This is a genomic window from Mycobacterium heidelbergense, assembly GCF_050205645.1.
GTDB lineage: Bacteria > Actinomycetota > Actinomycetes > Mycobacteriales > Mycobacteriaceae > Mycobacterium > Mycobacterium heidelbergense_A.
In genome coordinates, this window is sequence record NZ_JBNMQT010000011.1 from 58,654 (window position 1) to 85,176 (window position 26,523).

Below are 26,523 nucleotides of genomic sequence, written 5' to 3' on the forward strand. Positions count from 1 at the left end.
CCGCTTGGCCGGCTGGCTCAGCGGATGCGGAAGATAACGGCTCGCTGCACGACGAAGTTGATCACGGTCGCGGTGCCCTGTGCGATCACGAACGCGACGGGTATCGCCCAGCCGCGGTAGTGCATCAGGGCAAGGCTCAGATGGTTGAGCCCGACCTGCACGGCGAAGGTGATGCCGTAGAGAACCATGACCGCGACGAACCGCGCCGTGCTCGGTGACGCCTGGAACGTCCACCGGCGGTTGATCAGGTAGGCCGTGATGGTGCCGACGACGAAACTGGTGGCTTTGGACAAGTCGACTTGTAGGCCGATCAGCTGGTAAAGCACCAGGTAGAGGCTGAAGTCGACGATGCCGGCCAGCCCGCCGGTGACAACGAAGCGCCATATCTGCGTCGTCAGACTCAGTGGCGGCGCGAGCTCAGGCATGGATTATTTGGGCAACTTCACCGCGATCAGCTCGACCTGGTTTTCCCCTTGGGGCGTCGAGTAGGTCACGGTGTCGCCCGGTTTGCGTCCGGCGAGCGCCTGGCCCAGTGGGCTGCGGGCAGTCAGCGTCTCGGCTTCGCGGCCGGCCGGGGTCTCCTCGACGATGGAGATCACGTGCATCGTCACGACCTCACCGTCGGGGAAGCGCAAGGTCACCTCGGTGCCGCCGGGCAGCGTTTCGGCCTCTCCGGACTGCGACGGCCCGGTGCGCAATCGCCGGTCCAGTTCGTTGATCCGGTCACCCAGCACGACCAATTCGTCGGCACGCTGGATTGCCTCGGCCGCGTCCCCATGGTCGCCGACCATGCCGCGGTCGTTTTTGACCTCAACCTCGAGGCGATCGCGGCGCTGCCGGAGCCGATCCAGCTCCGCGGCCAGGTTCTCCCGCGCGGCATCGGCCACTGATTGGGCTTTCTTGGTCACGTCCGCCCACCTTTCGCCCCGACGTCTCGGGTCGCCGTTTGCTGATCACTCACACGCCGTGAATCCGATTCGTGGCGTATCAGTGTTACACCACCAAGCGGCCGCCCGTCACCGGTATTAGGCAAGCACATCTATTTAGTTGTACACGTGCATACCCATTCGCGCCGTCAGCGACCGGGTTGCTGTGAGCTTCACACCGGTCCCGCGGTCAGCGTGACGACGTGGTTGCGGCGCTCGCGTGCCTTTATCCGCGACACCCAGACCCGGCCCCCGGTCGCGAGCCCGACGATCCGCTCGGCGGTGTCGAACACCCAGGCCGCAGAGCCCTCCATGCCGGTGTCGTCCATGATGCGCAGATCGACCACGCCCCGCTCGGCCATCAGCTCGAACAGGGCACGCTGCGGGTCGTCCGCGGCGATCAACGTGGTGTGGTCGAACTGGTATCGCAGCGCCGCACGGATCACCCGGACGGCACCCGGGTCCACCACCGAGGTGTCGGGTTCGGTTTCCGCGCAAGCGAACTCGATTTCGAACGTCCGCTCGTAGCCGTGCAGGAAGAAGCGCTTCCCCTGGTTCGCCCACGAGCGATAGCAGCAGGGCAGGTTGTCGAACATCTTGCGCATGTGGAACCGCGCCGTCCGGCCGACGGGCGCGTCGGCACGATGCATGACGGCGACGTGCACCCCGTCGGCGCTGGCGATATCAGGAATTTCCACGACGGTTAGCGTCGTGCCCCGGCCTTGTCGGATCCTCAAAAGATTCTTGAAGCGACCGGCCGGCTCGGTTACGGGACGCTATCCCACCCCTGCTCGGGCGAGCCGTTGCAAATGCGGGGGCCCACCCAGGTCCCGGGGCCCGGGCCGCCGAGGACGGTGAGGCAGCCACCAAGAAGGGCCGTGATCCGGCCGTCGGGCTGGATGGTCCAACGCTGGCTGGTCCAACAGGCCAGGAGTCGCAGCGAAAGGCTGGACTCCGGCACATTCAGGCACCTTCCGGGAAAGGCCACACTCTCGATTCGCCCGTCGCCGTTGAGATTCCAGCGCTGGGTGTCCCCCCCACCACAAGGGTTGACCACCACCGGGGTGAACCAGCTGTCGTTCGGGGCGTCCAGACACGCATCGCCCAGTCGGCTTCTCAACTGAACCGGTCCGTCGGCGCTTGCCCCACCGGCGCCTAGCATCGCGACGCCAAACACGGCGCCCAGCAGGACGACGGCCCGACGCGCACGGCCCGTCAAGCGCGACTCACGCATGTCGGCTCCGTCCTCTCGTTCTGGCCCACCCGACCATCAGTACAGCCGATGCGCCGCGGTAAGAGAGGTTCTTCGCCGAATTGACCGGGCGAACGGTCACACCCAGTAGGGCACCCGGGCGCGGTATTGCCGCATCGCCAACGCCGCCAGCACCCAGCCGACGGCCGTCAGCGCCAGCACCACCACCCAGTGCCGCAGCTCCTGGGGCGCGCCCAGCAGCGGCGCACGAACGATGTCCAGATAGTGCAGCAGCGGGTTGAGTTCGACGATCCTCGACCAGCGTCCGACACCCTGCTGCCGCAGCGTGTCTTCGTTCCAGATGATCGGCGTCATGAAGAACAGCAGCTGCACGATGGAAAACAGCAGGGGACCGATGTCGCGGTAGCGGGTCGCCAGGATGCCGAAGCACAACGACACCCAGATGCAGTTGAGCACGATCAGCCCCAGCGCCGGGATCACCGACAAGTCGGCCCACGACCACGGCTTGGGATAGATGATCGCGATCACGACGTAGATGACGATGTTGTGGGCGAACAGGATGATCTGGCGCCACACCAACCGGTAGACGTGCACGCTCAACGGCGTCGGCAGCTGTTTGATCAGGCCCTCGTTGGCGACGAAGACGTCGGCGCCCTCCAGGATGGCGGCGTTGATCAGGTTCCAGATGATCAACCCGAGCGTGACGTAGGGCAGGTGCACCGCCAGCTGCAGGTGAAACAGTTTGGAGTACAGCCCGCCCATCGCGACGGCGGTGGTGCCGGTCGCGATGGTGATCCAAAACGGCCCCAGCACCGAGCGGCGGTAGCGCTGCTTGATGTCCTGCCAACCCAGGTGCAGCCACAGCTCGTGACGGCGAAACCCGTCGATCAGATCCGCGCGGGCGCGGGTCAATGTCCGGGACTGAGTCGCGGCGTCGAGGAAACTCATCACGATCCTCCGGGCTTGACGAATTGCTCGCGACGTCCCAAGCGGCGCAACCGAATCCACTCCAGCAGGCCCTTGGGATCGCGGCGGCTCACCAGGAAGAACCAGCCGAACCGCAGCCACTCCTGGGCCTGCAGCCTGCGCAGACCCGGCTGCGACAGCAGGTAGCCGCGGTTGCGGTAGGTGAAGAACCGCTTGGTGGGGTTGTCGGGATACTGCGTGTGCATCCGACCGCCCAGGATGGGCCGGAACTCTTCGGATCCGCAGGGGTGCAGGTAGACCGCCTCCAGGCAGGTGCCGAACGGCAGGCCGGACCGAACCAGCCGGCGGTGCAATTCCACCTCGTCGCCGCGGATGAACAGCCGCATGTCCGGCACCCCGATCGCTTCCAGGGTGGACGCCCGGAACAGCGCGCCGTTGAACAGCGACGCGATGCCGCGCAGCAGATCCTGGCCCGCTTCGGTGCGCAATTCGCCTGCGTACCTGCGCCACACCAGGCCGCGCCGCAACGGGAAAGCCAGCCGCTGCGGGTCGTCGGAGTTGCACACCATCGGCGACACCTCGGCCAGCCCGTACTTCTCGGCGCAGGCCAGCAGCGTCGCCAGCACGCGGGAATCCTGCGGGCGCCCGTCGTCGTCGGCCAGCCACACCCAGTCCGCGCCCTGCGACAGCGCATGCAACATGCCGAGCGCAAAACCGCCTGCACCGCCGAGGTTTCGGCGCGAACCCAGATATGTCGTCGAAATCGGTTGGGCGGCAACGAGATCGCTGACCCGCCCGCCTTCGGACCCGTCGTTGTCGACCACGATGAGGTGATCGGGCAACCGGGTCTGCGTGCTCAGCGCATCCAGCGACTTGGCCAGCTCGTCGGGTCGCCGGTGGGTGACCACGACGGCGAAGACGGACTCACTCATGATTGTCCGGCGGTTTCGGCGAGCACCTCGCGGACGTGGCGCGCCGCCTCCTCGCCTTCGTAGGCGCGCACCACGTCCTCGATGCCGCCCGTCTGCCGGATGACGCCGTGGTCGATCCACATGGCCGTCTTGCACAGCCGGGCCAGGAATTCGGTGGAATGGCTGGCGAACACCAGGATTCCGGAACGCTCCACCAGGCCCTGCAACCGCGACTGGGCCTTCTTCAGGAAGTCGGCGTCGATGGCGCCGATGCCCTCGTCGAGCAGCAGGATCTCCGGGTCGATGCTGGTGACCACGCCCATCGCCAGTCGCACCCGCATGCCGGTGGAATACGTGCGCAGCGGCATCGACAGGTAGTCGCCGAGCTCCGTGAACTCGGCGATCTCGTCGACCTTGCTCAGCATGTATTTTCGGCTCTGCCCTAAGAACAGGCCGCGAATGATGATGTTCTCGTAGCCGGAGATCTCGGGGTCCATGCCGACGCCGAGATCGAAGACCGGCGCCACTCGCCCCGTCACCTTCGCCCAGCCGCGGGTGGGTTCGTAGATGCCCGAAAGTAGCCGCAGCAGAGTCGATTTCCCGGCCCCGTTATGTCCGACCAATCCGACGCGGTCGCCCAGCTCGAGCGACATGGTGATGTCGCGCAATGCCTCCACGACAACCACGTTGGAGTTGTTGCGACCGATCGTGCCGCCCGCCTTGCCCAGGAAGGCCTTCTTCAATGAACGCGACTTGGCGTCGAAGATGGGAAATTCCACCCACGCGCTCTGCGTCTCGATGTGAGGTCCCGAACCCGCCACCATCAGCTACTTAAGTCGGCCTACAGGTATTGCCCGGTGCCCGAGCCGGGCCCGTGGCCCGACTTGCTGATGCCCGGCGGCAGCGCGCTGTGGCGCATCTGTTCCAGCTGCGCGCGGGCCGCCATCTGCTGGGCGAACAGCGCGGTCTGGATGCCGTGGAACAGGCCTTCCAGCCAGCCGACGAGTTGTGCCTGGGCGATGCGCAACTCGGCGTCCGACGGCGCGGCGTCCTCGTTGAACGGCAGGGTGAGCCGGTCGAGTTCCTCGCGCAGTTCGGGTGCCAGGCCGTCTTCGAGCTCGCGGATGCTGGTGGCGTGGATCTCGCGCAGCCGGTTGCGGCTGGCGTCGTCGAGCGGTGCGGCGCGCACCTCCTCGAGCAGTTGCTTGATCATGGTGCCGATCCGCATCACCTTGGCGGGCTGCTCGACCAGGTCGGTCAGGGAGCGTCCGTCGGAGTCTTCGTCGTCCGCCTCGCGTATCGCCATGATCCGCGGATCGACGCCCCCGATGATTTCGATGCCATCGTCGTCTCGACCGTCGTTGCCGTTGCTCAATCCGTCACCATCCTCTTGTTGCGTCTAGGGGTGGGGCGTCGCGGCGGTGTTTCCGCGCCATTCGTAGATCTTGGCCCCACCGTTGTCGTAGATCAGCGCCCACGACTTCGATTTCTCTAAAGACATTAGTCCGTCGGGTGTGGCAAACCCTCTCACGTTGGGCGTGCTAGTCAATATGTACCTGATATTGAGGGCCTTAATTGCCTCGACCACCTTCGGATCGTCGTCGCCTTTGCGCGCGGAGGTCCAGAAGATGTAGCGGTAATAGCCCGGGCCGGTCTGCTGCGGAAAGTCATAGTGGGTCCACAGCGGGTGCAGGTCGGCGACGGCGTACATCCATGCGGTGCCGTCGACGTTCGAGTCGCCGATTACGGTGTCGCGTGCGCCCGGCTGGTTGGCCAGGTAGGCCATCGCCATCAGGTCGCGCTGGTCGATCATCACCGAGTCGTATTTGTCCCCGAACAGCACCAGGTGCCGGTAGAAGTAATGCCGCGCGGTCAGGACGGTGGAAATCACCAGCAGCACCGCGGTGGCCGCGACCCAGACCGGCGCGGGGAGCGGTTTGAACCGCTCGGTGACCCGCTTGGTGCCCGCGACCACCAGCATGACGGCGGCGAACACGGCGATCGCCGCCATCGGCGTCGCCAACATCGTCACCACGGCCGTGAGCCGTCGCGGGTCGTTGTAGAAGAACTGGCTGAACGCTTCGATGGCGGCGCCCGCCGGGTTGTGAAACGGCGCCCCGGAGTAGATCGTCGCGACGGTCAGCACCAGCCACACCACCGGCGGCCACCAGATTTTCTTGTACAGCAGGATCGCCAGGCCGGCATACATGAGCACGATCAGGCCGTATTGGGTCGGGAAGTCGTTGAGGTGACGTGTGTGCAGGAGCAGCGCGTCGATGACGCCCTGCTTCGCGCTCTTGAAGCTGGGGAATGCATGCCCGGCGATGATGTCGGCCTGCCGCAGCACCCCGATGAACTGCGGCGCCAGGATCGCCGCGGTCGGCACCGCCACTGCGGCCAGGGTCAGCACGTCGGCGAGCCGGCCGCGGACCGGATGCCAGAACGCGTCCAGCAGCCACCACGCCAAGAGGAACAGGATAACGATGAACCCGCCTGTCAGATGCACCGACAGGACGCCCACCAGCGCCAGCACCGCCGTCGGGATGCGGTCGCGATGCCGCAGCGTCGAGGTGATCAGGACGAACGTCGGGACCGCGACCCCGTAGGCGGCCAGGTTGGGCATCGCGGCGACACCGAACTCGACGTAGGGCACCGAAGTGAACGACGCCGACAGCGCGGCCGCCGTCGCCGAAACCCCCGCGGTACGCCAAACGGTGATGCGCGGCCGAAGCAGATGCCAGGTCAGCATCGCCGCGCTGGTCGGAAACAGCCAGACCGAGGCCGCCACCGAGTTCAGGGTGTAGCCGGTGGTCGGTGCCACCCCGGTGAGTTGGCAGAACACCGCGGTCAGGGCGTGGAACACCGACGGGTAGTACAGCGCCTGGTGCGTCTCGACGTTGCGCAGCTCGCCCATGTGGGTCGACGACGCCTGGCCGGTGTCGAGCATGTAGCGCACCTCGTTGGCATGCCAGACGGCGTCCCAGGTGCTGGGAACGGATTGCCAGTGCGTGAGGCCGCGATGCGCCGCCCACATGATCAGCAGGGCGCCCAGCAGCACACCGGCCGCCACCGTCAGCGCCGGCCAGCCGCCGATGCCGCGCGCCTCTTCTTGTTCCGAGGCCTCGGTGTCGCGGTAGCGGGCGACTAGCAGCTGCAAACCCGTCATCACGAGGCACACGACAACCAGCGCGGCGAGCGCAGTCCAACCGTTCCAAGGGATTCCGAGCGCGCCGAGGGGGATTATCGCCAGCGCTACAACGCCGTATGTCAGCGCCGGACCCACCGCAATAGCGACTGGCCAAGTTAACTGAGTGATGCGTGCGACGATTGTCCCGGGCGTGATCAGCAAGAACAGTGCGAGCAGCGTTCCGATCCAGAGCCCCACTCGACTAGTATGGCTGCCCGGGTGACCTGGCTCGCCAAGCCGCCGTTCGGCTGGAACGCCTCTCGGCCACCCGCTACCGTCACAATTTCGCGGAAATGCGGAAGCTCTAAGGTGGCTGGCATGGCTTACGACGTCGCCCGGGTGCGCGGACTACATCCGTCGCTGGGTGACGGATGGGTGCACTTCGATGCGCCGGCGGGAATGCTGATTCCCGATTCCGTTGCGACGACCGTCTCGACGGCCTTCCGCAGGTCCGCGGCCAGCACCGTCGGTGCGCATCCCTCGGCGCAGCGCAGCGCCGCCGTGCTGGAGGCCGCGCGCGCCGCGGTGGCCGATCTGCTCAACGCCGACCCGGCGGGCGTGGTCCTGGGCGCCGATCGCGCGATCCTGTTGTCCTCGCTGGCCGAGGCGTCGTCGTCGCGGGCCGGGCTGGGTTATGAGGTGATCGTCAGCCGCCTCGACGACGAGGCGAACATCGCCCCGTGGCTGCGCGCGGCGCACCGCTACGGCGCCAAGGTGAAGTGGGCCGAGGTCGACATCGAGACCGGTGAGCTGCCGACGTGGCAGTGGGAGGGCCTGATCGGCAAGTCCACCAGGCTGGTCGCCGTCACCTCAGCATCGGGGACGCTGGGCACGGTCACCGATCTGCGGGCGATGACGAAGCTGATCCACGACGTCGGTGGGCTGGTGGTGCTCGACCATTCCGCCGCCGCGCCGTACCGGCTGCTCGACGTCAAGGAAACCGAGGCCGACGTGGTGGCGGTCAATGCCGTCGGGTGGGGCGGCCCGCCGATCGGGGCGCTCGTGTTCCGCGATCCGGCGTTGATCCACACCTTCGGCTCGGTCTCGACCGATCCCCACGCCACGGGCCCGGCGCGGCTCGAGGTCGGCGCGCACCAGTTCGGTCTGCTCGGCGGTGTGGTCGCCAGCATCGAGTACCTCGCGGCGCTCGACGAGTCGGCTCGCGGCAGCCGGCGCGAGCGCCTGTCGATGTCGATGCAGTCGGCAACCTCGTATCTGAACCGCATCTTCGACTACCTGATGGTGTCGCTGCGGTCCTTGCCGTTGATGATGCTGATCGGCCGGCCGGAGTCGCGGATACCGGTGGTCAGTTTCGCGCTGCACGGCGTGCCCGCCGAGCGGGTGGTGCAGCGCTTGGCGGACAACGGAATTCTCGCGGTCTCCAACGAGAGTTCGCGCGTGCTCGAAGCGCTGGGTGCCAACGAGGTCGGCGGCGCCGTGACCGTGGGGCTGGCGCACTACTCGACGATGGCCGAGGTCGACCAGCTGGTGCGGGCCCTGGCGTCGCTGGGCTGAGGGTTAGGCCGCGCCTTTGCGTTGAGTGTGCAGTGACGGCGCCCACCCCGCACAGCGGAAGCCCTGGGCGCACACCCGAGGGCAGGCTCGTCAGACCGTCAGCACGATCTTTCCGGTCACCTTGCCCGATACCAACTCTTGGTGCGCGTCACCGGCCCGCTCGATGGGCATTCGCGCGCCGATGATCGGCCGGACGCGGCCCTCGGCGATCATCGGCCACACCGAGGCCGTCACCGCTTGCACGATCTCGGTCTTGCTGTTCGGCCCGCTCACCGGGCGGGCGCGCAGCGTGGTGCCGATGACCCGGGCCCGCTTCATCAGGAGCTTGCCGATGTTGAGCTCACCCTTCACCCCGCCCTGCATGCCGATGATGACCAGCTGCCCGTCGGTGGCCAGGGCGTCGATATTGCGGTCGAGGTAAGCGGCGCCCATGATGTCGAAGATCACGTCGGCGCCGTCGGTCTCGTCTCGCAGCCGCGCCACGAAGTCCTCATCGCGGTAGTTGATGGTGATCTCGGCGCCCAGGCCCCGACAGAAGTCCAGCTTCTCCGCCGATCCGGCGGTGACGGCCACGCGCGCGCCCAGCGCTCGCGCGACCTGGATCGCGTGCGTTCCGATGCCGCTGGCTCCGCCGTGCATCAGCAGCAGCTGGCCCTCACCCAGGTGAGCGATCATCACCAGGTTGGACCACACCGTGCACGCCACCTCGGGCAGCCCGGCGGCGTCCACGAGGTCAACCCCCTTCGGGATCGGCAGCACCTGGCCGGCCGGAACGGCGACATATCCGGCGTAACCGCCGCCGGCAAGCAACGCGCAAACCTCTTGTCCGACAGACCATTCCGTGACATCGGCCCCGACGTGCGAGATGACGCCCGACACCTCCATGCCGATGATCTCGCTGGCCCCGGGCGGCGGCGGATACTTACCCGCGGCCTGCAGCACGTCGGCGCGGTTGACGCCGGCCGCGGAGACCTTGACCAATACCTCGCCCGGGCCGGCGGAGACGTCGGGCACTTCTTGCCACTGCAGTTTGTCGGCGGATTCAGCGACGATTGCGCGCATGCGGGCCACGCTACCGACCCCCGCTACCCTTATCAGCGGTGGCGTGGCAGAGCGGCCTAATGCACTCGCCTTGAAAGCGAGAGACGGCTAAAACCGTCCGGGGGTTCAAATCCCTCCGCCACCGCGGGTCAGCGGGCGGATTCGTGCAGTGTCGGCGCGTAGCGAAGCACCGCACCGATGCCGTCGGCCGGCGCGATGCGCTCGTCGGTGCGAACCAGGGATGCCCCGACGGAAATCGCGATCAACGGCAGCGCCTCGTCGGCCCGCAGCGTCTTTGCGGGGGCCGCGCCCTGCTCGGACAGCACGTCGGCATTCGGGGCGACGGCGGTGAGCGCTTCGTCGGCGACCACGGTGGCGTCGTCGATGTCGCCGATGATCATGGTGTCGACGGCTCCCTGACGCAGTGCCGAGCACACGGCGCCCAGTCCCTCCGCGGCCAGCCCCGATTGCCGGCCCACCTCGGCGGTGAAACGCTGTGCGGCATCGTCGATCACGCTCAACTGCCGCTTGGCGAACTCGGCTTCGATCGCTCGTTGGATTTCTCCGTAGTCGTGGCCGCTGTGGCGCGCGCCGACATGCAGCGGAGCCGCCCGCATCCGCTCCGGCAGCGCCGCCACCAGATCCGAACGCGACCGCACCTCGCCCACCACGAAGATCGCGTCGACGCCGGTGTGGTCAACGATCTCGCTGACCCGATCGGTGATGGCCCGCACGTTCTTTCGGGCGGCTTCGTCGCTGCGCAATTGCGGATCGCCGTAGCCCGACGTCTCGGCGCTGGCGGCTTTGTGCACGGGATAGCCACCGCCGTCGACGGTTTCGGAGCGCAGAGTGCCGTCGATGTGGGTGGTGATGTCCGCACCGGCGTGATCGACGACCACCAACAGGTAGTCCGGGTCGTCGTAGCCAAGTTCGATGATCGGGACGATGTAGGGCAACTCGGAGACGCGCACGACGGTTTCGGCGGTCGGTCGCACCAGGTGCTCGTTGAGCACGACGCCCGTGGCGTCGGCCACCACCGCGCGACCGCTGCGCCCGATCGGCGCGCGCAGATCCATCACCGCGTGTCCGATCTGCTCGGTGACCGATGCGTCGGCGCCCTGCTGCTCGAGCTGTTCGCGCAGTGCGCGCCACTTCAGCTCGAGCTGAGCCTCGGCGTCGTGGGTGTCGTGCGAGTCGTCGAAGTAAACGGACGCAAACGGGCCCGGACTGTCCAATAGCTGGCGAAAGCGGTCGGAATGCATACGTATTTGGTTGCCCGCAACTGTGCGGCGCAAAACCCGGTTAGCTCTGCTCGCCCTCGGAGTCGTCGAAGAAATGCCAATCGCCGTCGCGCTCGACTTCCATTCGCCAGCCGAGTTCTGAGTTGTCGGCCTTGGTGTCGACGAACCACGCGTGCGCGTCGCCGGCGCTTTCGATGTCCTTCGTCGCGACGACTTCTCCGGTCGGATTCAGCACACGGTAAGTAGCCATGTCCCGCAGTGTTCCCACCGCGGCGGGGCCTAACCGGTCGGGATTTCGGCGGCGATGGCGTCCATCAGCGCGGTGTAGCGGCCAACTTCGGGATCGCGGCCCGGCTTGCCGCTGCTGATCACGCCGGCGGCCAGTGCGCGCTGCGGGTCGGCCCAGATCGCGATGTTGGCCAGACCGAGGTTCCCGAACGCGGCCGGCGCATTGTGACCGAACGGCCCAAACCTGTTGGTGCCCAACATGTATCCGGTGCCCCAACGGGCCGGGTGCAGTCCCACCGCGAAATCCGGTCGCAGCCGCCGGCACTCCTGCACCGCGGCGTACATCCGCTCCGGGCTGATGATCCGCACGCCGTCGAGTTCGCCGCCCCGCCGCCAAATCTCGGCGAAGCGCGACAACTCGTTGGCGGTCGAAACGGTGTTGGAGGACGGGACGACGGTGGTCAGGAACGCCGGGGTGTTGGTGTACGGAATGATCTCGTGCACGCTTCCGCCGATCGCCTTGCGAAAGATCGCCGCGACCGGCGGCGGCAGCGGCTTGCCGGTAGCGTGGCTGGGCGCGACCAAGGGAATGTCCTGCTTGGCGACGCCGAAGTTGGTCCACCGGAAGCCAAGCGGATCGAGAATCTCGGCGGCCAGGATTTCGCGGATGTCCTTGCCGGTGGCGGCGTAGACGATCTCGCGCATCAGCGGGCCCCACGTCAGCGCGTGGTAGATGTGCACGAGTCCGGGCCGGTAGAGCGGCCTGAGTTTGGCGAGCTGCTCCTGCGCGTACTCGTGGTCGTCGGTGCGGCGCAGGTCCGGCCGGGGCCCGGTGGGGAAGGGGACGCCCGCGCTGTGGGTCAACACGTGCCGGATCGTGGTGCGGTGCTTGCCATGGCTGGTGTAGCTGGGGAGGTACTCGCAGACCCGGTCGTCGAGCGAGAAGTGGCCCTGCTCGACGAGCATGTGCACCACGGTTGCGGTGATGCCCTTGGCCGCCGAGTACACGCAGAACGGCGTGTCCGTCGTGACGGCGATCTTCTCGGCGTCGGGCGGGTCGGTGGGAGCGTTGCCCCAGCCGTGTCCGATCGCGCGGTTGAGGACGACGCGGCCGCGATGCCGGATACACAGCTGGATCGCCGGGTGAAAGCCGGCCTGATACCAGTGCCGGGCGGCCTGCCAGATCCGTTCCATGGCGGCGTCGTCGACGCCGGAGTGGTCCTCGTCGCCGATCGTCGTCACGGCGTCCAGGTCCGCCGGGACCCGGATCCTTCCGTCCGGGGTCACCTTTACTCCCCGGTGAACTGCGGCGGACGCTTGGCGAACGTCGCCGAGATCCCTTCGGTCAGGTCCTTCGACGGCAGGAAAGCCGCGTTCCAGGCGGCGACGTAGCGCAGGCTCTCCGAGACCGCCGCGATGCGTTGCTGGTCCAGGACGTCCTTGATGCCGTGCACGGTCAGCGGCGGGTTGGCGGCGATCTCGGCGGCGGTCGCGTGCGCGGCGTCCAGGGTGGCCTCGGCGTCCGCGTATACGTCGTTGACCAGACCGATCTCCTCCGCGCGGGCCGCGTCGATGTCCTTGCCGGTCAGCGCGAGTTCGCGCAGGTGTCCGTCGTTCAAGATCAGCGGCAGGCGGGCGAGGCTGCCGACGTCGGCGACGATGGCCAGTTTGACCTCCCGCACCGAGAACTTCGCGTCGGCGCTGGCGTAGCGAATGTCCACCGCGGAAATCAGGTCGACGCCGCCGCCGATGCACCAGCCGTGCACCGCGGCGATGGTGGGGGTGCGGCAGTCGGCGATCGCGGTGATCGCGTTCTGCATGCGCCGGATCTCGGCGTGGAAATCCGCGCGGGGACCGGCCAGCGCGTCGCCGGACAGCAGCGGAGTGAACGACCCGCCCATGGCGGGCACGTCCAGGCCGTAGCTGAAGTTCTTGCCGGATCCGGTGATGACGATGGCCCGCACGTCACGGTCGGCGTCCAGCGCCGCGAACACCTGCGGCATCTCCGACCAGAACGCGGGCCCCATCGCGTTGCCCTTGCCCGGCCCGATCAGCGTCACCTGCGCTACCTGGTCTTTGATGTCGACGGTGACGGATTCGTATGTTTCGCCCATATCGAGACCGTAGCGTGGCAAATATGCCCAGTGATTTGCGACCCGGCCCCGATTCACCGCCGCCCGATGAGCTGCACAGCGCCGAGGACACGCTCGGGGTGTTGCAGCGAGTCTTGCACCCCATCGCCGCTGACGACCTGTCGCGACAGACGCCGTGCACCGAGTACGACGTCTCGCAGCTGACCGGGCACCTGCTGAACTCGATCACGGCACTCGGCGGCATGGTGGATGCCGAGATCCCGGAGCGCGACGAAAGCGATTCGGTGGAACGCCAGATCGTCGCCGCCGCCCGCCCGGCCCTCGATGCCTGGCACCGCCACGGCCTGGAGGGCAACGTGCCGTTCGGCAACGGCGAAATGCCGGCCAAGGGCGCGTGTGCCATCCTGTCGCTCGAATTCCTAGTCCACGCTTGGGATTACGCCGCCGCCGTGGGCCACCGGGTCGACGCCCCCGAGCCGCTGGCCGAATACGTGCTCGGGTTGGCGCAGCGGGTCATCAGACCGGAGCTCCGCGGCACCGCCGGATTCGACGACCCGGTCGACGTGCCGGAAGACGCGGGCGCCCTGGAACGGCTGGTCGCGTTCACCGGCCGCAACCCGGCCCGCTAATCGGGAGGCTTTCGGCGGATCCCCTACACCCGCTCTAGATAGAAGTAGTAGTAGCGGCCGTTATCCCGCACACCCTTGCCGTTCATGATGCCCATGACCGCGTCATCGTCGATCTTCTTGAAGTGGTCGTGCACGGGTTGGCCGTCGTAGACCATTGTCGCGGTGATCTCGCCCCTGAAGTCTTCCAGCCACAGGCTCGCCTCGCCCTTGCCCATCGCCTTGTTCGAGAACTTATTGCCGTCGGCGTCGAGGCACACCAGCGGCTGCACGTCGCTGGACGACGTGAACGTCTTGCCGAACCAGCCCGCCTTCTCCAGCTGGCCGTTCATTTTGTGGCCGGTGACGAACTCGCCGCCCTTCCATTCGCCGATCATGGCGTCGATCGTCGCGGGCTCAAGGGTCGCCCAGAAATCGTCGAGCTCGGCGTCGGCGATCTGATCGCCGCGTTCCTTGAACTCGGTGAACTTCTTGCGGGCCAAAGTCATTGCTCACTCCTCCGGTTCGGTTTGGGTGATCCATTCGCGGGCGAACCGCAGCAGCGCGTCGTTCTCCTCCGGCGCCCCGATGGTGACCCGGACGCCGTCGGTCCCGTACGGGCGGACCACGATGCGCGCGTCGGCGGCCTGCTTGACGAAATCCAGCGTGCGGGGCCCCAGCGGCAGCCAGACGAAGTTGGCCTGGGTCGGCGGCAGCGTGAAGCCGGCGTCGCGCAAGGCCGCGGCGACGCGCGTGCGTTCGGCGACCAGCGCGTCGGTGCGCGCCAACAGCTCGTCGGCGGCCGCCAACGACGCGATGGCTGCGGCCTGCCCGAGGCTGGACACGGTGAACGGCACGTACACCTTGTCGAGCGCGGTGATCAGGTCGGGATGCCCGACCGCATAGCCGATGCGCAAACCCGCCAACCCGTATGCCTTCGAAAACGTCCGCAGCACAACGACATTGCTGTGAGCCCGGACCAGATCCAGACTATCCGGCGCCATGCCGTCGCGGATGTACTCGACGTAGGCCTCGTCAATGGCGATCAGGATGTGCTGCGGGACGGCCTGGATGAATCGCACCAAAGCGTCCGGGTCGACGACGGTGGACGTCGGATTATTGGGGTTGCACACGAAGATCAGCCGGGTGCGTTCGGTGACCGCGGCGAGCATGGCGTAGAGGTCGAAGGTGTGGTCGGTCAGCGGCACCTGGATGGCGGTCGCGCCGGAGACCTGGACCAGCGGCGGGTACAGCTCGAAACTGCGCCACCCGTAGATGACCTCGTCGCCGGCCGCGGCGGTGATTTGAACGAGTTGCTGGCACAGGCTGACCGAACCGCATCCGACGGCGACGTGTTCGGGCGCGAAGTCCGAACCCAGGTGTGCGGCGAGTGCGGCCTTGAGCTGGACGCAGCCGTTGTCGGGATAGCGGTTGACGATGTCGGTGGCTCGCTCGATGGCCGCGCGCACGCTGGGCAGCGGGCCGAAGACGGTTTCGTTGCTGGCCAGTTTGATGGCGCCCGGCACTGTCTTACCAGGAACATAAACTGGCAGCCCGGCCAGCTCCGGCCGTAGGCGGGCAGTCACTTCGACAGCATATGTCGGCGCTGTGTACGCTATGCCTCCGGCGGTTCCGGGACACCTGGAAGGGGTCGGGTAACCTCAGAAAGTCCAATGGAGGCGTGCCAGAGCGGCCGAATGGGGCTCACTGCTAATGAGTTGTCCCCCTTCAAGGGGACCGGAGGTTCAAATCCTCTCGCCTCCGCTGAGAAGTTTTGGCAAGACAACTGAAGACAGGCGCCCGTAGCTCAACGGATAGAGCATCTGACTACGGATCAGAAGGTTGGGGGTTCGAATCCCTTCGGGCGCGCTCATTTGGCCGCGGGTCAGTATCGGATTCGGAAGCCGCCGACAAGCCGAATCGTGTTCGAATCAGGGTCGGTGATCGTTGACAACCGCACTCCCTTGTTTGCGTCGATGATTTCGCCCGGCTCATGACCTCGCTGTTTCAACTCGTCGATATAGGCTTCCAAATCCCCGACAGCGAAGTTGAGCAACGTCGAGCCGGCACGTTGTTCGTCGATGAACACCTGTACCCATCCGCCCGGAACCACCTGCCACTCAACGAGGTTCGGCATTGGATTGTTATCGGGCTCTCGTCCAAATAGTGATTCGTACCAGCGTCGACTCCTCTCCAAGTCGGTCACCGGAACAACGGCCAAGACATGCTCGATCGACATGGACACAACTCCCCTCGATTGGTTCTCTAAGAGACCGACCTGGCAGTGTGGCCAAACTCATCGCGCAGGGATCGCCGTCGGATGGCCAAACCGTCCGCGGCAGGCTTCTAACCGGTGGTTACGGGTTGATCGTGTTGTCGCCGACCTGACGGCCCCACACGTACTCCATCGCATAGGGCGAACCGGCGTCGATGTGGTTGTAGGGCGCGATGCTGTTGCCGGTGTCCATCACCAACTCGGGAGCGGGCCACAAGTGACGGGTGATCTTCTGCCAACAGCCCGGCGCACCACCCGGCCCACCGCGCGCGTTCACCCGCGGCAGGTTCTCCGGCCAGGTGTAGGGGTTCGGCGCCCCGCCGACCAGGCCGGCCAGCCCGCCAACCAGCGAGGCGATCAAGACCGGCGCCGACAGCGGGTTCAGAAGTGCGCTCAATCCGGACGTCGCTTCGATCTCCATGTCGATGGAGTGGCCGTTGTAGCCGCCCTGGGATGCGCGGATGACCGGCTCGATCTCGTAGTTGTTGCGGATCATGCAGAAGATTTCGGGGCTGTAGGTGTCCAGCAGCTCGGCGGTGGGCACCAAGTCTTGGGCGCCGCGCGCCAGATAGGGCCCACCACGCTGGAAGATATCGGCCCCGGTGTTACCGAACCCCGCCGCCGAGAGCAACGCCTGATCCAAATCCTTCTGCTGCGCGTTGATCGAACGCGACGTCACCACCGCATGGTTGAGGAAATCAATCAAATCCGGTGCGGCATTGGCATAGGTGTCCCCCAGACCGGCCAACTGCTGAATGTCATGACGGGCCTGGGGCATCTGCGGATTGACATCATCGAGGATCGCGTTGGCGTTGATGATCGACTGCCCAAACCGATCCCCCAACCCCGCCAACGACTGCGCCGCCGCACTCAACGTCAGGTTGAGTTTGACGGGATCCACCTTCTCGGCCACCGAGGTGATCGTCTGAAACAACGTATTGCTCTCGGTGGTCACCGAACGCGCATCAATCACCGCATGCGCGCGAAGCCGCTGTGGCGACGGGTTGGCCGGGCTGGTCATCGACACATACTTCTGGCCGAACACCGTGGTCGCCTTGATATCGGCATTCACATTGGCCGGAATCAAGTGCAAATACCGCGGATAGATGTCCAACACGAACTTCGCCGCCGGCTTGCCGTCCTGCTGTACCTCGGCAATGCTGGCCACCCGCCCGACCTGCACCCCGTTCAAGGTGACCTTTGCCCCGGGATCCATCACCAAACCCGCCCGCGACGACAACATCGTCACCGGCGTCTTCTCCGTGAACTCCCCCCGAAACTGCAAATACACCAACCACAACACCAACGCCGCGATCAACAAGACGGCGATAGTGAGCCACCCGTACGGCGGGGTCCGCGTCGAGTTGATCCTCGCGGGCCCGGTCATGATGGCTAAATCTAGCGGTATTCAGTTGCGCCGGCTCAGCGGCGTCACGTCTTTTCGGGCGGCGACCGCTAGCGGCCCCCGAACGGTCCCCCGAACGGTCCGCGGCGAGGGGGCTCGGTCACCGTTTGGGTGACCGTGCTGGTTTCGGTGCTCGGTGACAGGGTGACGGTGCTCGTCTCCGGCGGAACCGTCGTCGTCGGAGTGTCGGTGGTCGGCGGTGGGGCCGTTTCGGTGACCGTCTGAGTCGGCGCCCCGCCCCCGCCGCCCCCGTGATGGCGCGGCGGCTCGGCAGCGGTCGTCGTCGTGGTGGTCACCGCGGTGGTCGACGGAATGGGCGTGGTGGTTGTCGTGGGGCTGGGCGCCGGCGAACCGCTCACGAGCTTGAAGACCGCGTACGCCGCCAGCGCGAGCAGGATCACCCCGAGCGCGCCGGCCGCGACGAGCGCGGCGGGCCGGCGGTACCACGGGGTCGGGGGCTCCGGCGGCTCGGGCGCGGGCTCGTAACCGTATCCGTAGTCGTCATATCCTGCGGCCCCGCCATACCCGGCGGCATCGCCATATCCGGCGGCCCGGGTGGGCTCGGAGTAGAAATCGGGGTTCTCGGGCGAAGGCGGCACGAAGGGAGATGTTAGTAGGTCACGCGTCGTTGTCGATAAGAGTGAGCGCTCGTTCGAAGAGATGCACGGTGGCCGCGTGGAGTTGGTCGCCGACCTCCTTTTCGGCCTTGCCGGCGCACGCCCTGGCCAGGGTGCCCTCGATCACGATGCCGAGCTTGAAGCAGGCCAGCACGGTGTACCAGGTGATGTGCGATAGGTCGCGCGCGGTGTTGGCGGCGTATCGCTGAAACAGGTCGTCGGTGCTCGCGAGGCCGTCCTGCCCGCCGAGCGCGTGGCTGAACACGCTGGACCCGTCGGGCTGGCGCCACGTCGCGAGGAGCCAGCCCAGATCCAGCAGCGGGTCACCGATCGTGCACATCTCCCAGTCGACGATGGCGACCACTTCGGGCCCGGTGCGGGAGAACATCACGTTGGCCGCGTGGTAGTCGCCGTGCATGATGCCCGGCGTCCAGACGGTCGGGCGGCGGCGCTCCAGCCACGCCGCGACATCATCGACACCGGGGATCTGCGGCCCCGGGTAGCCGTCGTACTCGTTGTAGGACTCGAGCTCCGAAAGCCAGCGCGGCACCTGGCGCTCCAGGAAGCCTTCCGGTTTGCCGAAATCGGCGAGGCCGACGGCGACGTGGTCGACGGCGCCCAGCTTCGCCAGCGCGTCGGCCATCGACAGCCCCATCTGGAACCGAATGCCTGGATCACCCGCGTGCAAGGGCGGCAGCCCCTCCCCGGCGTTGAATCCGTCGACGGGCTCCATCAGGTAGAAGACGGCGTCGCCGAGCACGCTGGGGTCGTCGCAGGTGGCGATCAGGTGCGGGTGCGGCACGTCGGAACCGGCAAGTGCCGCAAGGACTTTGGTTTCGCGCAGGATCACGCTGTTGCTGCGCGCGCGCAGGTGCCGTGGCCCGCGGCGCAGCACGTAGGGCCGGCCGGACCGGGTGAACCGCAGCATGACGTTCTGCGTTCCGCCGGTGACGTCGGAAACATCCTGCAGCGGCCCCTCGCCCAGCCCCTGCTTCGACATCCAGTCCGCAACGGCCTTCAGGTCCACGCTCATCCCTTGGACTGCGGGGTGTGGTGGAGCGTCTGTGCCCGGATCATTCCGTCGCCGAACACGAAGGTGTCCACGCCGTCGTCGACCCGGTTGACCGCCGAATCGGCGGCCCACTCGAGGAACAGCACGTCGCCCGCGAAGATCTGGGTCTTCAGGTCCCACGCCGCATCGGGCAGTTCGTCGAGCAGTTTGGCGAAGGCCTCGCGTACGCCGCCCTTGCCGCGCGCGACGCCGGCGGACGTGATCACCACGGCATCGTCGGCGTAGTCGGCGACGATCTCGTCGAGGTCGCCAGCGGCGAGGGCCTTTCCGTGGTGGGCGAATACCTCCTGCGGCGTGCGCGTCATCGCGACTCCTTTCCCGAACCGTGGGACGTCTGCGAAGCAGCCTAGTGTGTGGAACGAACTGACTTTCGGGCCTGGAAGGGGAGAGGCATGCCGCGTACCGACGACGACTCCTGGGACATCACCCAAAGCGTGGGAGCCACCGCCCTGGGTGTCGCCGCGGCCCGCGCGGCGGAAACCGAGAGTGAGAATCCCCTCATCAGCGACCCCTTTGCGCGGCTGTTCGTCGACGCCGCGGGGGAGGGCATGTGGAGCATCTACGCGGACCCCAAGCTGCTGGCCAAGGCCATGGAGCTCGAGCCGGACATGCGGGCGCGGCTACGGCTGATGATCGACTTCATGGCCACGCGGACAGCGTTTTTCGACGAGTTCTTTCTGCACGCGGCCGGCTCCGGCGTGCGTCAGGTGGTGATCCTTGCGGCCGGCCTCGACGCCCGCACCTGGCGGCTGCCGTGGCCCAAGGGCACCGTCGTCTACGAACTCGACCAGCCCAAAGTGCTGGAATTCAAATCGAATACGCTGCGCGAACACGGCGCACAGCCGACGGCCCGGCTGGTCAACGTGCCGATCGATCTGCGTCAGGATTGGCCAAAGGCACTGCAGGAGGCCGGATTTGACGCCTCGCTGCCCTGCGTGTGGTCTGCCGAGGGGCTGGTGCGTTACCTGCCGGCGCAGGCCCAGGACTTGCTGTTCGAGCGGATACATTCGCTCAGCGTGCCGGGCAGCTGGGTGGCCTCCAACGTGCCCAGCGCGGGTTTCACCGACGCCGACCGGGTGCGGCGTCAGCGTGAGGACATGCAACGCATGCGGGCGGCGGCCGCCAAGCTGGTCAACACCGAGATCACCGACTTCGAGGATCTCTGGTACGCCGAGGAACGCACCCCTGTCGACGCCTGGCTGCGTGAGCACGGGTGGGACGTGTCGGTGGCGACGTTCGAGGAGCTGATGACCCGCTACGGCCGCGAGGTTCCGCGGGGCGCCGAGGACGCGATGCCGCCGACCCTCTACGTCTCCGCGCATCGCCGCCATGGCTGACCGGCCCGCCCGGGTGAGCGACGTGCATCGCATCGCCGCGTCCATGCCCCACGTCAAGCGGCTGGAGGGGCCGAAGGGTAACCCGATCTACCAAGTGGGCGGAAAGTCCTTCGTGTTCTTCCGAACTCCCCAGCCGGACGCGGCGGATCCGCGAACAGGTGAACGGTTCGCCGACGTGATCATGTTCTGGGTGGAGTCCGAGAGCGACAAGCTGGCGCTGACCCAAGATCCCGCGTCGCCCTTCTTCACCACGGCCCACTTCGACGGACACCCGTCGGTCTTGGTGCGGGCCGGCCGGCTCCCGGAAATCACGAAGACGGAATTGACCGAGCTGATTCAGGACGCGTGGCTGTCCCGGGCGTCGAAGAGGCGAGCCGACACGTGGCTCGCCGACCATTCCTAACGCGAACTCCATTGGGAGCGGCGCGAAACCGCGCCCCGCTGAGGTTTAGACACGAGTTCAACGGGTAAACCTCCGGCCACGAGAAAACTTTTCTCGAACACAACGGAGGTCACCATGCGTGGCAGCGGAATTATCGGCACGGTTGTTCTGGTGTGGCTGCTCATCGGAGTATTCGCAGCGTGGCAGCGCGACTACTTCAAGGGCGGCGACACAAGTTGTGTCACAGCGGGAAACATCGCATTGACCGTGGTTGCGGGGCCGTTGAATTACGGCGGTGTCAACCCGAAAGTCAAGGATTGCCATGTGCCGCAGCCCAGCTCAATGGGAGCACTGACGTAAAAGAAATCCTCACGAAAAGGAAGTTGTCATGATCGTTTTAGGTGTAATCCTGCTTATCCTCGGATTTGTCTTCGGCATTCATTTGTTATGGGTGCTGGGAATTATCTTGCTCGTGGTCGGCGCAATTCTGTGGATCATGGGCTCCGTGGGCCGCCCGGTCGCCGGCAGGCGGTACTGGTACTAGTACCAGCCCTAGGCGCGCGTTTCACAGGACACGCATAGGAAGCGCATAGCGCCGGCCAAGTGGCAAGCGGATACTGGAGGTTGTGTCGACGCAGCCCCGAGCCTCCGTTGAGCGGGTCGTCATGTGCCGCGCGGACGGCAATCCCATCAACGTGCTTGTCGTCGACGACGAATCGGTCTTGGCCGAGATGGTGTCGATGGCGTTGCGCTACGAGGGCTGGAACATCGCCACCGCCGGCGATGGAGCGTCGGCCATCGCCTCGGCCCGCGCCCAGCGGCCGGACGTGGTCGTGCTGGACGTGATGTTGCCGGACATGAGCGGGCTCGACGTCCTGCACAAATTGCGTGAAGACAATCCGCAACTGCCCGTGCTGCTATTGACGGCCAAGGATGCCGTGGAAGATCGCATCGCCGGGCTGACCGCGGGCGGCGACGACTACGTCACCAAACCGTTCAGCATCGAAGAAGTGGTGCTGCGGCTACGGGCGCTGCTACGGCGCACCGGCGTGACAACAGTGGACAGCGGCGCGCAGCTGGTGGTCGGGGATTTGGTCCTGGACGAGGACAGCCACGAGGTGACGCGCGCAGGCGAGCCAATCTCGTTGACCTCCACCGAGTTTGAGCTGCTGAGGTTCATGATGCGCAACTCCAAGCGGGTGCTGAGCAAGGCGCAGATCCTCGACCGGGTGTGGAGCTACGACTTCGGCGGCCGCTCCAACATCGTCGAGCTCTACATTTCCTACCTGCGCAAGAAGATCGACAATGGTCACGAACCGATGATCCACACGCTGCGTGGCGCGGGCTATGTCCTCAAGCCGGCCCGCTAGGAGCGATCGCAAGCGCGGCGAAGCCGGGCGCAGCGGGTCGCGACCATTGGCCGGGACACGGCGAGCCTGGTCGCTTCGGCTGCGGCTGTTGCTCGGGCAGGTGGTCGTGCTCGCCCTGGTGTGTATCGGCATCACGGCGGCTACCGAACTCGCGCTGAACCACCACCTGGTGAAGCAGCTCGATGGCCAACTCGCCGGAACCTCCTATCGCTCGGCGCTGATGTACCCCGAAATGAATCGTCCGCACCACGAGCATTTCCGCTACCCCAGGCCGGGTCCCGGCCCGCGGTTCCTCGATGCACCCGGTCAGCCGGCGGGCATGGTCGCGGCGGTGGTCAGCGACGGCAAGACGGTCGACGCCGGCTACACGACCAGCAGCGGTGACCGGGCCGCCCTGACCGACAAGGCGCAGGCGCAGTTGGCGGCGATCGCCGGCAGCCGCAATCCGGTGACCCTGAATCTCGATGGGCTGGGTCGCTACCGTGTCGTCGCCGCCCCGAGCCGGCGCGGCGGCGACCTGATCGTCACCGGCTTGTCGATGGCCGACGTCGACGCCACGTTGCTGCGGATGCTGGTCATCTTCGGCATTGTCACCCTGATCGCACTGGCCGCGGCCACAATCGCCGGGATCATCATCATCAGGCGAGCGTTGGCGCCGCTGCGCCGCGTCGCACAGACCGCGCGCAAGGTTGCCGATCTCCCGTTGGCCCGCGGTGAGGTCGAGCTGCCGGTGCGCGTGCCCGAATCCGATGCAAACCCCTCCACGGAGGTCGGGCAGCTCGGCTCGGCGCTCAACCGGATGCTCGACCACATCGCGGCCGCGCTGGAGACCCGTCAGGCGAGCGAGACGAGGGTGCGGCAATTCGTCGCCGACGCGAGTCACGAGCTGCGCACGCCGCTCGCGGCGATCCGCGGCTACACCGAACTCACCCAACGCATGGGCGACGACCGCGAGGCGGTGGCGCACGCGATGAGTCGGGTGGCATCGGAAACGGAGCGGATAACGCGGCTCGTCGAGGACCTGCTGTTGCTGGCCCGCCTGGACTCGGGGCGCCCGCTGGAACGCGAACCGGTGGACCTGTCACGCCTCGCGGTCGATGCGGTCAGCGACGCGCACGTCGCCGGACCCGATCACCAGTGGGAGCTCGACCTGCCCGAGGAGCCGGTGGTCGTCACCGGTGACGCGGCCCGGTTACATCAGGTGGTCACCAATCTGCTTGCCAACGCCCGCATTCACACCGGCGTGGGCACCGTAGTGACGACGCGACTGAGCACCGAGCCGACGCAGTCCGTGCTGCAGGTGATCGACAACGGTCCCGGCATTCCGGCCGAGCTTCAGTCGGAGGTGTTCGAGCGGTTTGCCCGCGGCGATTCGTCGCGCTCCCGCAAGGGCGGCAGCACCGGGCTGGGCCTGGCGATCGTCTCCGCAGTTGTCAAGGCGCACAACGGAACTATCACGGTAAGCAGCTCACCGGGCCATACCGAGTTCACGGTGCGGTTGCCACTCAACGGGTGGCAACCGCCCGCCTCCAGCTCTTCGACTAGCTAGAGCAATTCACGTCGATTTCGAACGGCTTGTTCACCGGTTGCATCGGGTTGGCCATGTCGACGCCCGTGGCGGTCCCGGTGATCTTGTAGTGGCTGCCGTCCTTGGTCGCCGAGGCATTGCCCTGGCCGGTCCCCGACGTGTACGCGAGGGTCACGCCGTTGACGTTGCCGAGCCCAACCGACTTCACCTGGGGAGGGTTGGCATCGGTGAGCACGGCGCCGATGCCGGTCGCGGCCCCACCGATCGCGATGTTGACGTTGCCGCCCGCCGTTGTGCACACGACGGAACCACTCACGTTCTGGTTCTTCCCGTCGATGGTCACCGTGGGCCCGCCGCCGGCGCTAGCCGACGCATTACCGCCCGAGGTGGCCCCGCCACCGGAACTCGATTTGTTGCTCGAACAACCAGAAATAGCCGCGGCCAGAATTGCCGCCCCGGCAACCGCGATCGTCAGTTCACGCTTCACCTGTTCTCCTTCGCCCGATCGTTGCGGCCCTCGGCATTGAGGGTCGTTTGGGCATTATGCGGGTTTGCCGGACCGGTTAGAAGAGGTTCGGCGAAATTGTTTCTTTTCGGTTAATCCGCCAGGTCTCGCCGCGTTCTTTCGGGGAAGGCGCATGGATGGCAATGTATTGCCGGTGGACCACAAACCTCCCACCCCAGTCATCGAGTCCGCACATCGCCAGCACGCCCTGCCATTTGACGACACGACGGATTTTCACAATGCGGATCGTGGATTTATAGCGGCATTGTCGCCGTGCGTCGTCAAAGCGGCCGACGGCCGCGTGGTGTGGGACAACGATGCCTACTCATTCCTCGAGGGTCCGGCTCCCGCGACCGTGCACCCCAGCCTGTGGCGGCAATCGTCGCTGGCCGCCAAACAGGGTCTCTACGAGGTGGTGCCGGGCGTGTATCAGGTCCGCGGGCTGGACCTCTCGAACGTGACCTTCGTTGAAGGCGACAGCGGGGTCATCGTCATCGATCCGTTGATCTCGACCGAGGTCGCCGCCGCGGCGCTGAACCTGTATCGCACCCACCGCGGCGGGGACCGCCCGGTGGTCGCGGTGATCTACACCCACAGTCACGTCGACCATTTCGGCGGCGTGCTGGGCGTCACTGCGCAGGCGGACGTGGACGCCGGTGCCGTCGCGGTGCTGGCGCCGGAGGGTTTCGTCGAGCACGCGGTCAAAGAGAACGTCTACGCCGGTCCTGCCATGACGCGACGGGCCACCTACATGTACGGCACGCTGCTTCCCCGCGGACCGCAGGATCAGGTGGGCTGCGGCCTGGGCCAGGCGCCGTCCACCGGCGAGGTCGCGGTCATCGTCCCGACCATCGACATCCGCGAGACCGGTGAGAAGCACACCATCGACGGCGTGGAGATCGAGTTCCAGATGGCGCCGGGCACCGAGGCGCCCGCCGAAATGCATTTCTATTTCCCCCGTTACCGCGCGTTGTGTATGGCCGAGAACGCCACCCACAACCTGCACAACCTGCTTACCCTGCGCGGCGCGCTGGTGCGTGACCCGCACGCCTGGTCGGGCTATCTCACCGAGGCGATCGACACCTTCGCCGATCGCGCCGACGTGGTGTTCGCCTCCCATCACTGGCCGACCTGGGGTCGCGACGACATCGTCGAATTCCTCTCACTGCAACGCGATATGTATGCGTATCTGCACGACCAGACGCTGCGGTTGCTCAACCAGGGCCACACCGGTGTGGAAATCGCCGAAATGTTCCAGATGCCACCGGTATTGGAGCGCGCCTGGCACACCCACGGGTACTACGGTTCGGTCAGCCACAACGTCAAGGCCGTCTATCAGCGCTACATGGGTTGGTTCGACGGCAATCCTGCCAGGCTCTGGCCACACCCGCCCGAAGCGCTCGCCGCCCGGTACGTCGACGCGATGGGCGGGATCGACCGGGTGGTGGAACTCGCCCGGGCCGCCTTCGATTCAGGTGACTTCCGTTGGGCGGCAACGCTGCTCGATCACGCGGTATTCGCCCACAGCGCTCACGAGGCGGCCCGCGCGCTGTACGCCGACACGCTGGAGCAGCTCGCCTACGGCGCGGAGAACGCGGTCTGGCGAAACTTCTTCATGAGCGGGGCAACCGAATTGCGCGACGGCAACTTCGGAACCGCCGTTACCGCCGCCTCGATGTCGATGCTCAACCAGCTGACACCGGAGCAGCTTTTCGACGGCTTCGCTCTGCGCGTCGACGGGCCGCGCGCGTGGGACCTCGACATCGCCATCGACATCTCGTTCGCCGACCTTGCCGCCAACTACCGGCTCACGCTGCGCAACGGCGTGCTGGTCTACCGCAAGGCGGCTGCCGACGCCGCAACGGCGAACGTTACGGTCAAGCTGGACAGCAAGTTTCGTCTGCTGACGGTGGCGATGGGCGACTTCGCTTCGCCCGGGCTGGACATATCCGGTGACCAGGCCGCGCTGCAGGCGTTCCTGGACGTGCTCGACGAACCGGACCCGAGTTTCAACATCGTCACGCCGTAGCGAACTGTTGTCACATTCGTCACTCGAGCCTCCGCAAACCAGGGGCCATGTTTTGTGCCCGCCTCATAGCGACAACGCAGCTGCTACTGGATACGCGCTGGTTGTTGATGTGTGAC

General features: G+C 66.4%; 31 protein-coding genes and 3 tRNA genes. 12 read left to right on the forward strand and 22 right to left on the reverse strand.

What is annotated here, in order from left to right; all coding sequences use genetic code 11:
- Positions 1–17: 17 nt before the first annotated feature.
- The 9 genes from ACQI5H_RS14510 to ACQI5H_RS14550 form a co-directional block, all read right to left on the reverse strand.
- Positions 18–425 (reverse strand): GtrA family protein, encoded by a 408-nt coding sequence (locus ACQI5H_RS14510; protein WP_427080058.1) that lies wholly within the window; start codon positions 423–425, stop codon positions 18–20.
- A 3-nt stretch (positions 426–428) separates the two neighbouring features.
- Positions 429–908: a GreA/GreB family elongation factor gene (locus ACQI5H_RS14515; RefSeq protein WP_427080059.1), complete on the reverse strand. Its 480-nt coding sequence runs from the start codon at positions 906–908 to the stop codon at positions 429–431.
- A gap of 191 nt (positions 909–1,099) precedes the next feature.
- Positions 1,100–1,624 carry a 6-carboxytetrahydropterin synthase gene (locus ACQI5H_RS14520; protein ID WP_427080060.1) on the reverse strand — a complete coding sequence of 175 codons (525 nt, stop codon included), beginning with the start codon at positions 1,622–1,624 and terminating at the stop codon, positions 1,100–1,102.
- A 68-nt stretch (positions 1,625–1,692) separates the two neighbouring features.
- Positions 1,693–2,160 carry an RICIN domain-containing protein gene (locus ACQI5H_RS14525; RefSeq protein ID WP_427080061.1) on the reverse strand — a complete coding sequence of 156 codons (468 nt, stop codon included), beginning with the start codon at positions 2,158–2,160 and terminating at the stop codon, positions 1,693–1,695.
- 96 nt (positions 2,161–2,256) lie between these two features.
- A complete protein-coding gene (locus ACQI5H_RS14530; RefSeq protein ID WP_427080062.1) occupies positions 2,257–3,087 on the reverse strand; it encodes an ABC transporter permease in 831 nt (276 codons plus the stop codon).
- Positions 3,087–3,998, reverse strand: coding sequence for a glycosyltransferase (locus tag ACQI5H_RS14535; RefSeq protein WP_427080063.1), 912 nt, complete (start codon positions 3,996–3,998; stop codon positions 3,087–3,089). Before ACQI5H_RS14535 ends, ACQI5H_RS14530 begins: the two co-directional genes overlap by 1 nt.
- Complete coding sequence (locus tag ACQI5H_RS14540; RefSeq protein ID WP_427080064.1) at positions 3,995–4,801, reverse strand: ABC transporter ATP-binding protein; 807 nt, start codon at positions 4,799–4,801, stop codon at positions 3,995–3,997. Before ACQI5H_RS14540 ends, ACQI5H_RS14535 begins: the two co-directional genes overlap by 4 nt.
- Before the next feature lie 17 nt (positions 4,802–4,818).
- On the reverse strand, positions 4,819–5,283 hold the full coding sequence (locus tag ACQI5H_RS14545; RefSeq protein WP_427080187.1) for a bacterial proteasome activator family protein: 465 nt from the start codon (positions 5,281–5,283) through the stop codon (positions 4,819–4,821).
- A 93-nt stretch (positions 5,284–5,376) separates the two neighbouring features.
- Positions 5,377–7,362: a DUF6541 family protein gene (locus ACQI5H_RS14550; RefSeq protein ID WP_427080065.1), complete on the reverse strand. Its 1,986-nt coding sequence runs from the start codon at positions 7,360–7,362 to the stop codon at positions 5,377–5,379.
- Positions 7,363–7,482: 120 nt separating this feature from the next.
- Between ACQI5H_RS14550 and ACQI5H_RS14555 the strand changes: the two genes are divergently transcribed.
- On the forward strand, positions 7,483–8,679 hold the full coding sequence (locus ACQI5H_RS14555; RefSeq protein ID WP_427080066.1) for a cysteine desulfurase-like protein: 1,197 nt from the start codon (positions 7,483–7,485) through the stop codon (positions 8,677–8,679).
- A 90-nt stretch (positions 8,680–8,769) separates the two neighbouring features.
- Here the strand turns inward: ACQI5H_RS14555 and ACQI5H_RS14560 are convergent, their stop codons facing one another.
- On the reverse strand, positions 8,770–9,741 hold the full coding sequence (locus ACQI5H_RS14560) for an NAD(P)H-quinone oxidoreductase (protein ID WP_427080067.1): 972 nt from the start codon (positions 9,739–9,741) through the stop codon (positions 8,770–8,772).
- 37 nt (positions 9,742–9,778) lie between these two features.
- Here ACQI5H_RS14560 and ACQI5H_RS14565 point away from each other — a divergent pair.
- Positions 9,779–9,865: transfer RNA gene (locus ACQI5H_RS14565), tRNA-Ser, on the forward strand.
- A 4-nt stretch (positions 9,866–9,869) separates the two neighbouring features.
- On the opposite strand, the gene ACQI5H_RS14570 is transcribed toward ACQI5H_RS14565, so the two are convergent.
- From ACQI5H_RS14570 to ACQI5H_RS14585, 4 genes are read right to left on the reverse strand one after another with little or no spacing between them, the layout of a single operon-like run.
- Positions 9,870–10,982: a hypothetical protein gene (locus ACQI5H_RS14570; protein WP_427080068.1), complete on the reverse strand. Its 1,113-nt coding sequence runs from the start codon at positions 10,980–10,982 to the stop codon at positions 9,870–9,872.
- A 40-nt stretch (positions 10,983–11,022) separates the two neighbouring features.
- On the reverse strand, positions 11,023–11,211 hold the full coding sequence (locus ACQI5H_RS14575; RefSeq protein ID WP_427080069.1) for a hypothetical protein: 189 nt from the start codon (positions 11,209–11,211) through the stop codon (positions 11,023–11,025).
- A 29-nt stretch (positions 11,212–11,240) separates the two neighbouring features.
- Positions 11,241–12,476: a lipase LipE gene (gene lipE, locus ACQI5H_RS14580; RefSeq protein WP_427080070.1), complete on the reverse strand. Its 1,236-nt coding sequence runs from the start codon at positions 12,474–12,476 to the stop codon at positions 11,241–11,243.
- 2 nt (positions 12,477–12,478) lie between these two features.
- A complete protein-coding gene (locus ACQI5H_RS14585; RefSeq protein ID WP_427080071.1) occupies positions 12,479–13,303 on the reverse strand; it encodes a crotonase/enoyl-CoA hydratase family protein in 825 nt (274 codons plus the stop codon).
- Between the two features lie 23 nt (positions 13,304–13,326).
- Between ACQI5H_RS14585 and ACQI5H_RS14590 the strand changes: the two genes are divergently transcribed.
- Positions 13,327–13,911: a TIGR03086 family metal-binding protein gene (locus tag ACQI5H_RS14590; protein WP_427080072.1), complete on the forward strand. Its 585-nt coding sequence runs from the start codon at positions 13,327–13,329 to the stop codon at positions 13,909–13,911.
- A 23-nt stretch (positions 13,912–13,934) separates the two neighbouring features.
- Here the strand turns inward: ACQI5H_RS14590 and ACQI5H_RS14595 are convergent, their stop codons facing one another.
- On the reverse strand, positions 13,935–14,396 hold the full coding sequence (locus ACQI5H_RS14595; protein ID WP_427080073.1) for a DUF4334 domain-containing protein: 462 nt from the start codon (positions 14,394–14,396) through the stop codon (positions 13,935–13,937).
- 3 nt (positions 14,397–14,399) lie between these two features.
- Positions 14,400–15,473 (reverse strand): pyridoxal phosphate-dependent aminotransferase, encoded by a 1,074-nt coding sequence (locus ACQI5H_RS14600; RefSeq protein WP_427080074.1) that lies wholly within the window; start codon positions 15,471–15,473, stop codon positions 14,400–14,402.
- Positions 15,474–15,562: 89 nt separating this feature from the next.
- Between ACQI5H_RS14600 and ACQI5H_RS14605 the strand changes: the two genes are divergently transcribed.
- Together ACQI5H_RS14605 and ACQI5H_RS14610 are read left to right on the forward strand one after the other, a co-directional pair.
- Positions 15,563–15,651 (forward strand) — tRNA-Ser (locus ACQI5H_RS14605).
- Between the two features lie 32 nt (positions 15,652–15,683).
- Positions 15,684–15,756 (forward strand) — tRNA-Arg (locus tag ACQI5H_RS14610).
- A 16-nt stretch (positions 15,757–15,772) separates the two neighbouring features.
- On the opposite strand, the gene ACQI5H_RS14615 is transcribed toward ACQI5H_RS14610, so the two are convergent.
- The 5 genes from ACQI5H_RS14615 to ACQI5H_RS14635 all read right to left on the reverse strand — a co-directional run bounded on the left by ACQI5H_RS14615 (position 15,773) and on the right by ACQI5H_RS14635 (position 19,561).
- Positions 15,773–16,126 (reverse strand): VOC family protein, encoded by a 354-nt coding sequence (locus ACQI5H_RS14615; RefSeq protein ID WP_427080075.1) that lies wholly within the window; start codon positions 16,124–16,126, stop codon positions 15,773–15,775.
- Positions 16,127–16,244: 118 nt separating this feature from the next.
- Positions 16,245–17,549 carry an MCE family protein gene (locus ACQI5H_RS14620; RefSeq protein ID WP_427080076.1) on the reverse strand — a complete coding sequence of 435 codons (1,305 nt, stop codon included), beginning with the start codon at positions 17,547–17,549 and terminating at the stop codon, positions 16,245–16,247.
- Positions 17,550–17,617: 68 nt separating this feature from the next.
- Positions 17,618–18,166: a hypothetical protein gene (locus ACQI5H_RS14625; RefSeq protein WP_427080077.1), complete on the reverse strand. Its 549-nt coding sequence runs from the start codon at positions 18,164–18,166 to the stop codon at positions 17,618–17,620.
- A 19-nt stretch (positions 18,167–18,185) separates the two neighbouring features.
- Positions 18,186–19,217, reverse strand: a complete 1,032-nt coding sequence (locus ACQI5H_RS14630; protein ID WP_427080078.1) for a phosphotransferase family protein — start codon at positions 19,215–19,217, stop codon at positions 18,186–18,188.
- Entirely contained in the window at positions 19,214–19,561 is a 348-nt protein-coding gene (locus ACQI5H_RS14635; protein WP_427080079.1) for a nuclear transport factor 2 family protein, read from the reverse strand. The genes ACQI5H_RS14630 and ACQI5H_RS14635 overlap by 4 nt, the downstream gene beginning before the upstream one ends.
- Positions 19,562–19,648: 87 nt before the next feature.
- On the opposite strand from ACQI5H_RS14635, the gene ACQI5H_RS14640 reads away from it, so the two are divergent.
- The 6 genes from ACQI5H_RS14640 to ACQI5H_RS14665 all read left to right on the forward strand — a co-directional run bounded on the left by ACQI5H_RS14640 (position 19,649) and on the right by ACQI5H_RS14665 (position 23,894).
- Entirely contained in the window at positions 19,649–20,593 is a 945-nt protein-coding gene (locus tag ACQI5H_RS14640; protein WP_427080080.1) for a class I SAM-dependent methyltransferase, read from the forward strand.
- Positions 20,586–20,996 (forward strand): MmcQ/YjbR family DNA-binding protein, encoded by a 411-nt coding sequence (locus ACQI5H_RS14645; RefSeq protein ID WP_427080081.1) that lies wholly within the window; start codon positions 20,586–20,588, stop codon positions 20,994–20,996. Before ACQI5H_RS14640 ends, ACQI5H_RS14645 begins: the two co-directional genes overlap by 8 nt.
- A 114-nt stretch (positions 20,997–21,110) precedes the next feature.
- Complete coding sequence (locus ACQI5H_RS14650; protein ID WP_076063428.1) at positions 21,111–21,335, forward strand: hypothetical protein; 225 nt, start codon at positions 21,111–21,113, stop codon at positions 21,333–21,335.
- Positions 21,336–21,363: 28 nt separating this feature from the next.
- Positions 21,364–21,519: a DUF6131 family protein gene (locus tag ACQI5H_RS14655; protein ID WP_175879771.1), complete on the forward strand. Its 156-nt coding sequence runs from the start codon at positions 21,364–21,366 to the stop codon at positions 21,517–21,519.
- A 121-nt stretch (positions 21,520–21,640) separates the two neighbouring features.
- Positions 21,641–22,345, forward strand: coding sequence for a response regulator transcription factor (locus ACQI5H_RS14660; RefSeq protein ID WP_427080188.1), 705 nt, complete (start codon positions 21,641–21,643; stop codon positions 22,343–22,345).
- Between the two features lie 46 nt (positions 22,346–22,391).
- The gene (locus tag ACQI5H_RS14665; protein WP_427080189.1) at positions 22,392–23,894 is read left to right on the forward strand and encodes a HAMP domain-containing sensor histidine kinase; all 1,503 of its coding nucleotides are present in this window, start codon (positions 22,392–22,394) and stop codon (positions 23,892–23,894) included.
- On the opposite strand, the gene ACQI5H_RS14670 is transcribed toward ACQI5H_RS14665, so the two are convergent.
- The gene (locus ACQI5H_RS14670) at positions 23,887–24,360 is read right to left on the reverse strand and encodes a lipoprotein LpqH (RefSeq protein ID WP_076063435.1); all 474 of its coding nucleotides are present in this window, start codon (positions 24,358–24,360) and stop codon (positions 23,887–23,889) included. The two genes, ACQI5H_RS14665 and ACQI5H_RS14670, sit on opposite strands and share 8 nt — an antisense overlap.
- A 166-nt stretch (positions 24,361–24,526) precedes the next feature.
- Between ACQI5H_RS14670 and ACQI5H_RS14675 the strand changes: the two genes are divergently transcribed.
- Positions 24,527–26,407 (forward strand): alkyl/aryl-sulfatase, encoded by a 1,881-nt coding sequence (locus ACQI5H_RS14675; RefSeq protein ID WP_427080190.1) that lies wholly within the window; start codon positions 24,527–24,529, stop codon positions 26,405–26,407.
- Positions 26,408–26,523 lie beyond the last annotated feature (116 nt).